Annotated in this window: 12 protein-coding genes; 6 read left to right on the forward strand and 6 right to left on the reverse strand. The window is 63.5% G+C overall.

Going from position 1 to position 10,969, the window contains the following annotated elements:
• Positions 1-123: 123 nt before the first annotated feature.
• The 5 genes from HAV21_RS20900 to HAV21_RS20920 form a co-directional block, all read right to left on the reverse strand.
• Entirely contained in the window at positions 124-1,002 is an 879-nt protein-coding gene (locus HAV21_RS20900) for a F510_1955 family glycosylhydrolase (RefSeq protein ID WP_166843005.1), read from the reverse strand.
• A gap of 71 nt (positions 1,003-1,073) precedes the next feature.
• A complete protein-coding gene (locus HAV21_RS20905; protein WP_166843006.1) occupies positions 1,074-1,697 on the reverse strand; it encodes a DUF305 domain-containing protein in 624 nt (207 codons plus the stop codon).
• A 144-nt stretch (positions 1,698-1,841) separates the two neighbouring features.
• A complete protein-coding gene (locus HAV21_RS20910) occupies positions 1,842-2,336 on the reverse strand; it encodes a hypothetical protein (protein WP_166843007.1) in 495 nt (164 codons plus the stop codon).
• A 99-nt stretch (positions 2,337-2,435) separates the two neighbouring features.
• Positions 2,436-4,580 carry a copper-translocating P-type ATPase gene (locus HAV21_RS20915; RefSeq protein ID WP_166843008.1) on the reverse strand — a complete coding sequence of 715 codons (2,145 nt, stop codon included), beginning with the start codon at positions 4,578-4,580 and terminating at the stop codon, positions 2,436-2,438.
• A gap of 61 nt (positions 4,581-4,641) precedes the next feature.
• Entirely contained in the window at positions 4,642-4,947 is a 306-nt protein-coding gene (locus HAV21_RS20920) for a heavy-metal-associated domain-containing protein (RefSeq protein WP_166843009.1), read from the reverse strand.
• Between the two features lie 239 nt (positions 4,948-5,186).
• On the opposite strand from HAV21_RS20920, the gene HAV21_RS20925 reads away from it, so the two are divergent.
• From HAV21_RS20925 to HAV21_RS20935, 3 genes are all read left to right on the forward strand, one after another.
• A complete protein-coding gene (locus HAV21_RS20925; RefSeq protein WP_166843010.1) occupies positions 5,187-5,591 on the forward strand; it encodes a hypothetical protein in 405 nt (134 codons plus the stop codon).
• Positions 5,592-5,750: 159 nt separating this feature from the next.
• Positions 5,751-6,116: a metalloregulator ArsR/SmtB family transcription factor gene (locus tag HAV21_RS20930; RefSeq protein ID WP_166843011.1), complete on the forward strand. Its 366-nt coding sequence runs from the start codon at positions 5,751-5,753 to the stop codon at positions 6,114-6,116.
• Positions 6,113-7,147 carry a cation diffusion facilitator family transporter gene (locus HAV21_RS20935; RefSeq protein WP_166843012.1) on the forward strand — a complete coding sequence of 345 codons (1,035 nt, stop codon included), beginning with the start codon at positions 6,113-6,115 and terminating at the stop codon, positions 7,145-7,147. Before HAV21_RS20930 ends, HAV21_RS20935 begins: the two co-directional genes overlap by 4 nt.
• An 83-nt stretch (positions 7,148-7,230) precedes the next feature.
• Here the strand turns inward: HAV21_RS20935 and HAV21_RS20940 are convergent, their stop codons facing one another.
• Positions 7,231-8,253, reverse strand: a complete 1,023-nt coding sequence (locus HAV21_RS20940) for an ATP-dependent DNA ligase (RefSeq protein ID WP_166843013.1) — start codon at positions 8,251-8,253, stop codon at positions 7,231-7,233.
• A gap of 1,051 nt (positions 8,254-9,304) precedes the next feature.
• Between HAV21_RS20940 and HAV21_RS20945 the strand changes: the two genes are divergently transcribed.
• The 3 genes from HAV21_RS20945 to HAV21_RS20955 all read left to right on the forward strand — a co-directional run bounded on the left by HAV21_RS20945 (position 9,305) and on the right by HAV21_RS20955 (position 10,530).
• Entirely contained in the window at positions 9,305-9,739 is a 435-nt protein-coding gene (locus HAV21_RS20945; protein ID WP_166843014.1) for a hypothetical protein, read from the forward strand.
• Between the two features lie 73 nt (positions 9,740-9,812).
• The gene (locus HAV21_RS20950) at positions 9,813-10,088 is read left to right on the forward strand and encodes a hypothetical protein (RefSeq protein ID WP_166843015.1); all 276 of its coding nucleotides are present in this window, start codon (positions 9,813-9,815) and stop codon (positions 10,086-10,088) included.
• 67 nt (positions 10,089-10,155) lie between these two features.
• Positions 10,156-10,530, forward strand: a complete 375-nt coding sequence (locus HAV21_RS20955; RefSeq protein ID WP_166843016.1) for a hypothetical protein — start codon at positions 10,156-10,158, stop codon at positions 10,528-10,530.
• Positions 10,531-10,969: the final 439 nt, after the last annotated feature.

A 10,969-nucleotide genomic window follows, 5' to 3' on the forward strand; every position in this document is an offset into this window, starting at 1 on the left:
AGCTCCTGTCCGGGGTGGGTGCGAGGGTCGGCCTGCCCGGCCATCACGCCCACCCTAGACCCGGTCCACGTAGCCCGCCAGATACCAGCGGGCCTCCGTTTCGCCCGGAAGCGCGGTCAATGGTCAGGCAGCGTCCATGGGGCGGAAAGTGGTGCCACCGTCCGTGGAAACAACAACCCCATCAGGGGTGGCAACCCACACCCACGGGTTGCCATCTGCGCCCTTAACCGCTGCTATGGCCATCACTTCGGCTTCGATCCGGCCCTTCTTTGTCCAGCTCGCTCCGGCGTCTGCCGAGTAGTAGGTGGTTCCGTCAGGGGCGACCCCAGCGGCCTCAACAGGCGTCGCAAAGGCGGCGTACTGGATTACCGGCGCGGACTTATCAAGAGACCAGGTCTCTCCACCATCGGTGGAGCGCTGGATTCCCGCGGTGGTGGTTCCCAGTATCGTGTCACTGTCGGGGTGGCCGGCCAACACCGCGGGTGCGAACCCCGCCGCCACAGTGTTCCATGCCTTTCCGTCGGGGCTGTGACGCAGCTCTCCGTCGTATGCGACGATTCCGGTTTTGGTGGCTGTCATGGCGTGAAAGTCCGACTGACCTTGCCGGGAGAGTTTCTCCCAGGTCTGCCCGCCGTCGGAGGACTTGATGAGCCCGAGCGGGTTGGGCAGGTCCGAACCTGCGCCGGGGTGTCCGGAGGCGTAGAAGACGCCGTCCCTCCCGACGGTGAATCCCATCAGGTCGTTCGTGCCACCGATCTTGGCGGCGGGTTGTTTAGTGACGTCGAAGAGCCCGTCATGGGTAGCCAGGAGTACTTGGCTGGTGTCGGGACCAACGCTCAAACCGTGGACGTGACTGCTGGGCAGGGCCTTGCCGCTTAGTTCAATGGATGGGGTCGTGGTCGTGGGTGGGCTGGCCGGGGTGCAGGCTGCCATGGTGAGGACAAGCGCCGCGCCGGAAAGTAGAACGCCGCGTCGTGAGGCAGCGCGGGTGAAAGAGTGCATGGGAAAGCTCCAAGGGGTAGAGGAATGCGGATACTCCGGCCCCGCCCGTGGGCGGGGCCGGAGGGAGCGGGCTAGAGGCTGGCCAGCAGTGTCTGCATTTCCTTGATCTCGGCTTCCTGGGCGCTGACGATGTCCTTGCTCAGTTGAACGGCTGCGGGTTCTTTGCCGTCCGTGGATTCGGTCCTGGCCATCGTGACGGCGCCCTCGTGGTGGGCGATCATCTGGGTCAGGAACAGTTTCGTGGCTTCAACACCTTGTGCGGCTTCGAGCTTCGTCATGTCCTCAGCGCCCATCATGCCGTCCATGCTGTGCCCGGTGGGTATCTGAGTGGACTCGCCCCAACCCTGCAACCAGCCGGTCATTTTCTCGATTTCCGGACCCTGGGCGTCCTTGATGCGGGTGGCCAAGGCGGTGACCTCGGCAGGGATGTCCTGTTTCTTGAGGATCATCTCGCTCATCTCCACGGCTTGGGCGTGGTGCGGGATCATCATCTGGGCGAACATCACGTCTGCAGAGTTGTGGGCAGCGGCGTTCGCGGTAGCGGTGGATGGGCTGGATGAGCTGTTGCCGTGGTCCATTCCCGGCATGGAGGTCCCGGAGGAACCGGAACCGCCGGAGGAACCGCAACCTGCAAGGGCGATCACCGCGGCGACGGCCGTAGCTGCCAGGGGCACAAACTTGTTGGTGTTCATCATGATCAAGTCCTTCAAAAGGGTTTTCGGGGACGCGAAGGCGTCCCTGAAAGGGCTGGGCAAATCCATCAAAGACGCGCCGGAAAGACAGGTGTTGGGTTCCGGTCGCAGGGTAAGGCCGCCGGGCCTTGGCCGGGCGGATAACGTCTATGTTCTGCTGATGGACAGTTCACCCGGTGAAGGACCGCCGGGACGGTAGGACCACAGACTCCAGGCCATAAAGGTGGAAGCCGGCGAAGGAGCTGTGATCGAAGGCGCTTCGGCGGGTACCGGAGCGGCAAGGACGCCGGCCGCGGCCGAGGGGATACAGGCCGCAGTCATGGAGTGTTCGCTGGGGCAATTCCCTGAACAGGAGCACTGGGCCGGTGAGGCTGCACCAAGGGAGGCGGGCAGCTCCTCCAAGGCGGCAGCCCCGGAGGATGCGGACTGCTGATGGCTGGCATGGCCGGACGGGTGTCCCGACGTGGCCAGAACTCGCGTCGCCATGACCGGAGCGTCTGCAGGAACCGCCGCGGCCGAGTGTGCCGAGTGAGTGCCGGTCATGACGTGCATGCCAAGGATTCCGGTGATGATGGCCAGGACCGCGGCCAGCAGTGTTCCGGTGAGCAAGGCGGATCCGGCAGTGGTCCGTTGCGCGGCCATGCTGGTCCTCCTCCCTGCAGTACTGGTTGGTTCAAGGCTACCGGCACCGACGCCTGGTCCCGGTGGGACTGGTGCGTCGGTGCCGGTGGCACTACGTCGTCAACGAACCTGCGAGGGGTTCAGTTTCACCCGGCGGAGCAGTTGTGCGTTGAGGGCGACCACGATGGTGGAGACCGACATCAGCACCGCCCCTGCCGCGGGGGACAATACGATCCCGGCGAAAGCCAGGACACCGGCCGCCAGGGGGACGGCGATGACGTTGTACCCGGTGGCCCAAACAAGGTTCTGCCACATCTTGGTGTAACTCGCCCTGGACAGATCCACCATGGACAACACGGCGCGGGGGTCGTTGCCGGCCAGGATCACCCCGGCCGATTCCATGGCCACATCGGTGCCGGCGCCGATGGCGATGCCGACCTCTGCCCGGGCCAGTGCCGGGGAGTCGTTGACCCCGTCCCCGACCATGGCCACCTTCAGGCCGCGGGCCTGCAACTCAGCGACTTTCTTGTCCTTATCGGCAGGAAGCACCTCAGCAAAAATCTCATCAATGTTCAGCTCCGCGCCCACCGCCGTGGCGACCTGCTGCGCGTCGCCGGTGATCATGGCGACCTTGATGCCCCTGCTCTGCAGCGCGGCCACAGCCTGCCGGGATTCGGGACGGATCGCGTCTTCAAGACTGACCGCACCCAGGATCGTCTCCCCGTCAATGACGTGCAATACGGCAGCTCCCCGGCCCATCCACTCGTTGGTCGAAGCTGCCAGGGATTCCGGTTCGTCCAGTCCCAGCTCGCGCAGCAATGCCGGGCCGCCGACCTGGACGGTGCGGCCATTGACCGTGGCGCGCACGCCCCGGCCGGTCATGGACGTGAAACCCGTCGCGGCTGGCAGAACTAGGTTCTTGCCCTGGGCAGCGCGGACAATGGCCCGCGCCACGGGGTGCTCGCTGTCGGACTCCACTGCCGCGGCCAAGGCAAGCAACTCCTCGGCGGACCCGCCGTCGACCGTGGTCGTGTTCCGGACTTCGGGTTCGCCCTTGGTCAAGGTGCCGGTCTTATCGAACAGAACGACGTCCACGGTCCGCATCCGCTCCAAGGCGATCCGGTTCTTGATCAACACCCCGGCCTTCGCGGCCTGTTCCGTGGAGATGGCGATCACCAGCGGAATGGCCAAGCCGAGCGCGTGCGGGCAGGCGATCACCAGCACCGTGACAGTGCGGGTGACAGCGTCGGGCAGGCTGCCCAGCAACGCCCAGGCGATGAAGGTGATCACGCCGGCGATCGTGGCGAAGTAGAACAGGAACGCCGCTGCCCGATCCGCGAGGGCCTGGGCCTTGGACGAGGAAGCTTGCGCTTCGGCAACCAACCGTTGGATGCCGGCCAGTGCCGTGTCGCTGCCGACGGCGGTGACCCTGACGCGGACCGTGTTGTCGGTGGCCACAGTTCCGGCCACCACCTGATCACCGGTGGAGCGCAATACCGTCTTGGATTCACCGGTGATCATGGATTCGTCGAATTCGGCCTGCCCGTCAACGACCGTCCCGTCGGCGGGCATCCGCGCCCCGGACCGGACCAGAACAATATCGTCGGTTGCCAGTTCGGAAACCGGGATGGTTTCGACGCCAGTGCCGGTGACGCGTTCGGCCTCGTCAGGAAGCAGTGCCGCCAACGCGTCCAGAGCCCCTTGGGCTGAGCCGAGGGCACGCATTTCGATCCAATGCCCCAGCAGCATGATGGCCACGAGCAGCGCCAGTTCCCACCAGAAGTCCAGATCGAAGTTCCCGATCCGCAAGGTGGTGGCCCAAGAAGCGAGGAACGCGACCGTGATGGCCATGGAGATCAGCAGCATCATGCCCGGCTGCCGGTTCTTCAGTTCATTGACCCCGCCCTTGAGGAACGGCTGTCCTCCGTAGAGGAAGATCACCGTCCCCAGTACCGGCGGTACCCAGGACGAGCCCGGGAACTCCAGAGGCATATACCCCAGAAGATGGCCGAACATCGGGCTGAAATAGACCACCGGAACCGACAGGGCCAAGGTCAGCCAGAACCTGTCCTTGAACATGGCCGTGCTGTGACCGGCATGCTGGCCATGGCTGTGCACCGCGTGATCATCGGGCATGTCGTGCCCTTGATGGGCGTGGTGTTGATGTGGTGGTGCCGCGCTGGTGGCCTGCTCCGCGGCGGCGAGGTCCGGTTCGGCGTCGCCGACAGGCGCAGGATGAGTGTGGTGATGGGAGTGCTGTGTCATGGTGTGCTCCTCCAGTGACGGCCGCGCCCGGGTCAGGGCGCGCAGTGCCGTGATGTGTGGACTAGCTGCCGGCCAGGCTGTAGCCAGCCGAGGTAACGGCATCCCTGACCGCAGACGGGTCGGCGGATCCGGTAATGATCAGGCGCGAAACCCCGCCCGGGACAAGATCAACGCTGGCGGACTCGACGCCGTCGACAGCGGAGACCGAACGCTGAACGCTGGCCACACAGCCGCCGCAAGTCAATCCTTCAACGCCGTACTCCACGCCCGTTTCAGTGGCCGGAGCGGAGGGAAGCTCGGTGGAGCAGCAACCGCAGCCCGAAGAAGAAGCGGTCAAGGGCAGTTCGGTGCGTGATGGTGTTTGCATGTCAGTTCCATTCATTGCAGAAAAGGTGCGATGGGAGCTGTGGTTGAACGGCAGTAAAGAGGGAGCAAAGCCCTCCGCGACACGCTATTCACTGACAACACCCTGAATATACCCCCTGGGGGTATCGGATGCAAGGATCCCGTTGAAAGCCCAGAGGTCCAAGGCAGTTCCAAAAGAGGCTTGAGCCTTCGGCCGCTACGGGGCATTCTTGAGAAAGAAGGCCGTGAAAGGACGCCGTCGTGGATCACCCCGACACTGAGCGCACAGACTCCATCGCGGGGCTGCTCGCAGCCCTGACCCACATCGACAACGTCGGATTCCATGGCATCGCCAGGACCCTCACCGGCCCAGAACCAACGATCGACCGGAACTGGGCGCCACTCATCCGCAACGCCCGCATCGCAGCGGGGGTAACTGCCTGGCCCGCAGGCCTTCACCAGGCCTCGGAGAGGTTCGGGACAGCGGCCGATAATCTGGTTGCCGTGCTGGAGCGGCGGGACCTCGACGCCGTGGCTGAACCCGCGCGGGAACTTCACGTCGCTTACCACGCACTTAGCGATGCGGGGTGGCGACATCTCGCTGCGGAAGCTGGCATTGCCGGCAGCGCAGAGCATCAGCATGGCGCCGGCCAGGACCATCACTAGAAGCTCAGCACCCCCCAGCCGACCGTGAGGGCACGTGACCCTTGTTGGGAGAGTGGCTGGTTAACCGGATGATTCGCCTTCGGCGCGATGCCTCCTATAGGGCGTCACACGTCGCATCGCAGCTTGTCCAAGGCCGACAGGTTATGTCATTATCTGCGTATGAATGCAGATAACAGAATGTGCTCTCTGGGGGTGGACAGCCAATACGTGGAGCTTGCCGTGGAGGTCTTCGCCATGCTCGCCGACGCGACCCGGGTGCGCATCATCCTTGCTTTGAGGGACGGCGAAATGGCCGTGGGAGCATTGGCTGAACTGATCGGGAAGCCCCCCGCTGCGGTGTCCCAGCATCTGGCCAAGATGCGTTTGGCCCGTATGGTTTCCACACGGCAGGACGGAACCAAGGTCCTGTACCGGCTGGAGAACGAGCACGCCCGTCAGCTGGTCGCGGATGCGATCTTCCAGGCTGAACACGCCCTTGGCGGGGACCCTGCCCATCACAGGAACGAGAAGGGGGCTACATCATGAGCACCCGAGGCCCGGTCAGCGACCAGCACGCGCCACACAGCGACGGCCACCATCACGATCACGATCACGACCACGACCATCATTCCGGGATAAAGGGATGGTTGGTGGAGCTCTTTGTTCCGCACACCCACGATGCCGCCGATTCCATCGACGATGCCATGGAAGCCAGTGCTGAAGGTATCAAAGCCTTAAAAATCAGCCTTTTCCTGCTGCTGGCTACCACGGTTCTGCAGTTCCTGGTCGTTCTCATCAGCGGGTCGGTGGCTTTGCTGGCCGACACTATCCACAACTTCTCCGATGCGCTGACGGCCGTACCGCTGTGGGTCGCGTTCATCCTGGGAAGGCGCGCCGCGACCCGCCGCTACACCTTCGGGTTCGGACGGGCCGAAGACCTCGCAGGGCTGTTCATTGTTGCGGTGGTTGCCCTGTCTGCTGTCGTGGCAGCATGGCAGTCATTTGAGCGGCTTCTGAATCCTCAGCCATTGAGCAACCTCTGGTGGGTTTTCGCCGCAGGGCTTATCGGGTTCGCCGGAAACGAGGCAGTGGCGATCTACCGGATCCGCGTGGGCCGCCGCATCGGCTCGGCCGCGCTGGTAGCTGATGGGGTTCACGCCCGCACGGACGGCTTCACGTCTCTGGCTGTCGTTTTCGGAGCCGTGGGTGTCATGCTGGGCTTCCCATTGGCTGACCCCATTGTCGGACTGCTGATCTCAGCAGCCATCCTCGTCCTACTGTGGGGTACCGTTCGCAGCATCGGACGACGGCTGATGGACGGTATCGAACCGGATTTGCTCGACACTGCCCAGCAAGCACTGGAGGCTACACACGGTGTCCTTAGTGTTCCCAGGCTCCAACTGCGCTGGTCCGGGCACCGACTGCAGGGAACCGCGACGCTCATGGTCGAGAGCGGACTTGATTTGGCCAGGGCGGAAGAAATCACCCACGACGCCGGGCATCGTCTCAAGCAAGCGCTGCCAAAAGTCGATGACATGGTCCTCACCCCAGTCACCACCGCGGGCAACTCTCACTAGGGAAGCGTCGGTTGCGACCCCGACTCACCCGTAAGGCCCGTCTGGCAACAACCAGGCGGGCCTCTTACGCGTCCGGAAGGCCATTACTTTTTAAGCTGTGCGGGAAGGTCAACCTCCGCAGGATTCAAGTCCGGACGGACTCTGAGGTAGCGGAGGGTGTGCCGGAATGAACGTCCCGACCACGCAGCGTCGGCGGCGACTTCAACGACGACAGGTTCCACAAGCGTCAGCTCCACGGGGGATGCGTCGCGGTTGAATCGGTCAAGGGTGGTCCCTTTGACCGTGGAAGGCCAGGGATGAGTTCCTACCGGCGGGCGGAGCCATCGGGACAAAGCACGGCTATCTGCCGGTTTCAGCGGGGAGCTGCGCCCGACGATGCGCAACTCGTCAGCAATGGGCAGACCTGCCACGATCTCAGTGGGCCGGTCCATAGGCCCGATAACGGCTCCGCAGACAACGTCCAGCTCAGACCGCTTCTTGGATTTCAACCAGATTCTCTTCCCGCCCAAGTAGGGCTGGATACTGCTCTTGGCCACCAGTCCTTCGTACCGGGCAGCTGCCCGATCTTCGAACCACTCCTTGGCCATCTCCAGATCTGTTGTCTGAGGCGACACAGCGAGGGGAGGAACCCAATCTGCTGCCAGCTCTTCCAACAGTGCCCGCCGGTCCTTCAACGGGAGGTTCCGGGCATCATGGCCTGCCACTCCAAGGACATCGAAGCCAATGAAACCGGCCGGCTGCGCACTGACAATGGCGAGGAGTCCTGCGCGACCAGCCGACAACCGCCTCTGCAGCGCCTCAAAGTTCAGCCGTCCCTCCGACCAGACCACCGCTTCCCCGTCGATTACGCAGCCATCGGGGATCATTTCTACTGTCGCGCTCACTAGCTCGGGGAAGTACCTCGTTAGCTCCTTGCCGTGGCGGGACCATAAGGTAGACCGTCCCTCTGCGCGGAAGATGACGAGCCGGTACCCATCGACCTTAGGCTCAAAAAGCGTCACACCGGGCAACGCCGAAGCCGAAGGGATACCCCTCACAGCCTTCGCTAGTACAACCTCGACCGGCGGCCGAAGTCCAACCAGAACCACTTGATCGGCTGGTGGCATGCACCAAGGATAGGCCCACTTTGGGAGTCAAAGTCTGGAACGACTTGACGAAGTCCAGTGAATGAATCCGTCCCATTTGGGTTCCGCGTGTAGGACGCCCGGCAATGCGCCCGGGCCGGGGAATGTCTTGATGAGTTTCGCCAGGGCAACGGCAACCGGCGGTTGCAGCGCAGCTGGGATGGACTCGCTCACGGTTCACCCCTCCTTGCTTCCACAGGATCGCCCTCCGCTTCGCTCCGGGCCGTGAAACCCCCGTTCGCGGCTGGGGCACTCAGTCTCCGGCTATGTCCCTCTGCGTGCTTCCTATCACGGCCGTCATGGCTCGCACGGAGTCCAGGTTCTCTTCCCACCGGCTTCCGTCGCGTGTGCAGGCACGGAGGGAAGTCACCCCTGACTCTTGGATAGCCAGCCGCAAATCAGCCCGCGCAGCTTCCAACTCAGCCAGCTGGCCAGGACTCAAATGCTCGCGTTCCATGGGCGCCGCATCTGCGAGCGCGGCGGATCCAGCTGCAGTCGGTCTCAGGTGTTGGCTGAGCCAGCTTCGTAGTCCCACTGCATATCCCTTCCTCTGACAAAAGTGTCCCGCCAAGTGGGGGACCAGGCGGGACGAAACCCACCGTACCAATCCATTCTGACAACTTTCAGGGAACCTGGCCTCCGCTGCGCTCCAGCCAGTTAGCGGGCGTCCTCTCCGCTTCGCTTCGAGGCCGGCTGTTGGGTGCTGCCGGTCCGTCGCAGGGCTCCTGCCCGTCATCACCTGTTTGTCTACGACGTTTTTTGTGGCTGTCCTGCGGATCATACGGTTCTGCTCCGGCTCAAGCTCCTGACCCCTCCGTAAACTCCGGGGCCCTGCGGCACTGGAATTCTTCGACGGCGCTTCGCTTATTTCCTTTCGAAGATTTCCAGCACCTTGCCCTGGCGGGAGGAGTCGCCTCCGTCGGCCCCGTAGAGCACTTCGTGCCAGCAACAAAAAACAACTGGGGGAGAGGGAAGCTGGCCGGTCACCTGATCCGCCCCACTCACCCAACCTTCGGCAGAGGAGCAACAAAACATGAACGCAATCACCACCGAGACGGTGACCACCGTAGACAGCAACGAAACCATCCACGGTGTAACCGTGCTGCGTGATTACCACATGAACGACGGTTACGACTGGATGGAACTCATCGGAGAGCACGGCTGGGGTGTGATCCCCAGTTGGGGCTGTGACGGCTGGGACTTGGGCCAGTGGCCCTATGTCATGGTCGCCGGGATCCGCAGCGCCGACAAGATCGGCAACCTGTTCGGCATGGCCACCTACTGCGAAGGCGACGTGAAAACGACGTTCTACAGGACAAAGGCCCGTTGGTGGGACGCGATCAGTGAGCAGGCGTTCTTCCACTGGAAGAACGGACAGGCCCAAGGACCGGAAGACCTCCCGGAAGCCGCAGCAGAACTTCCCAGCCGCTACCGCATTCCCCCCACGTTCCAAAGCGCAGCGGCCTAACCCAGCATCACAAGCCGGTGCCCCGCCACACAGGCGGGGCACCGCACCACCCACCAGCAAAGGACCAGGAACAATGACCGAAACCCGCAGCATCGCCAACAGCCCCGCCCAAGCCGTGGTCTTCCTCGAAACCCTCGCGGCAATCGTGGAGAAATCCCCGGTGGCCTACAGCGCCGACGGAGCCGAAGACCTCGCCGCGCACATCCGAGGCATGGCCGAAGCTGTCAACGCCGAGGCTCACGTGAACCCCGTCGTACTGGACACCACCCGGCAGTACGCGGCCCTCGATTGGCACAACGAATCCATAGCCGTGTTGTTCGCAGCCGAACACCGCTCAACATTCCACTAGCAACAGCAGGTGGACCGTGCGCCCTGATGAGGGCGGACGGTCCACCGCAGAAAGAGGAGACAAGACCATGACCGACTGCACCGAAGAACTCGAATGGTTTCCCGCGCGTGACCTGGTGGACGCGATGAAAGCCGAAGGCCTGGAACTTCACGTCGAACAAACCGGCGGAGGCACCGCCACCTTTTTCCTTCAGAGCGAAGGCAGCCACACATTCACGATTGGCCCCGGATCATTCAGCTGGAAGAACCCCCTGGAATCCAAGTTCACCACCGCTGAGCTCTACTACGGCCCGGACCACTACGACGACGACGGCGAACCGGTGGAGTTCCCCGCCGACGAAGAAAAGACCATCACGCCGGGAACACCGATGGCTGATATCGCCCAAGAAATCGCCGCGAACTTCCGCCGATTCAACACCCGCCAGACCGACAGCGCCACGTAAGCAGGGTGGGCCGTTCGCCTTTGTGTGGGCGGGCGGTCCGCCGCAGGTGGCCGGCCAGGGTGGGTGGTTGCCGGCGACGGACCGCCGTTCCCGCACGGGGCCGGCGTTGCCCACCTGGTGCGTGCGGCACGCCTTGGCGGGAATTGCCCTGCGCGGGATCCGCGGGGGTTAGGGGAGAAGCATGCTCGCAGGGCTCGCACCCCTTTGGGCGTCCTCTCCGCTTCGCTTCGAGGCCGGCTGTTGGGTGCTGCCGGTCCGTCGCAGGGCTCCTGCCCGTCATCACCTGTTTGTCTACGACGTTTTTTGTGGCTGTCCTGCGGATCATACGGTTCCGCTCCGGCTCAAGCTCCTGACCCCTCCGTAAACTCCGGGGCCCTGCGGCACTGGAATTCTTCGACGGCGCTTCGCTTATTTCCTTTCGAAGATTTCCAGCACCTTG

Source organism: Paenarthrobacter sp. MSM-2-10-13 (assembly GCF_011605365.1).
In the GTDB taxonomy this organism is placed as follows: Bacteria; Actinomycetota; Actinomycetes; order Actinomycetales; family Micrococcaceae; genus Arthrobacter.

Excerpts from the sequence above, each read along its gene's own strand:
- HAV21_RS20900 (WP_166843005.1), bottom strand. The coding sequence starts at position 1,002 with ATGCACTCTTTCACCCGCGCTGCCTCACGACGCGGCGTTCTACTTTCC.
- HAV21_RS20905 (WP_166843006.1), bottom strand. The coding sequence starts at position 1,697 with ATGATGAACACCAACAAGTTTGTGCCCCTGGCAGCTACGGCCGTCGCC.
- HAV21_RS20910 (WP_166843007.1), bottom strand. The coding sequence starts at position 2,336 with ATGGCCGCGCAACGGACCACTGCCGGATCCGCCTTGCTCACCGGAACA.
- HAV21_RS20915 (WP_166843008.1), bottom strand. The coding sequence starts at position 4,580 with ATGACACAGCACTCCCATCACCACACTCATCCTGCGCCTGTCGGCGAC.
- HAV21_RS20920 (WP_166843009.1), bottom strand. The coding sequence starts at position 4,947 with ATGCAAACACCATCACGCACCGAACTGCCCTTGACCGCTTCTTCTTCG.
- HAV21_RS20930 (WP_166843011.1), top strand. The coding sequence starts at position 5,751 with ATGAATGCAGATAACAGAATGTGCTCTCTGGGGGTGGACAGCCAATAC.
- HAV21_RS20935 (WP_166843012.1), top strand. The coding sequence starts at position 6,113 with ATGAGCACCCGAGGCCCGGTCAGCGACCAGCACGCGCCACACAGCGAC.
- HAV21_RS20940 (WP_166843013.1), bottom strand. The coding sequence starts at position 8,253 with ATGCCACCAGCCGATCAAGTGGTTCTGGTTGGACTTCGGCCGCCGGTC.
- HAV21_RS20945 (WP_166843014.1), top strand. The coding sequence starts at position 9,305 with ATGAACGCAATCACCACCGAGACGGTGACCACCGTAGACAGCAACGAA.
- HAV21_RS20950 (WP_166843015.1), top strand. The coding sequence starts at position 9,813 with ATGACCGAAACCCGCAGCATCGCCAACAGCCCCGCCCAAGCCGTGGTC.
- HAV21_RS20955 (WP_166843016.1), top strand. The coding sequence starts at position 10,156 with ATGACCGACTGCACCGAAGAACTCGAATGGTTTCCCGCGCGTGACCTG.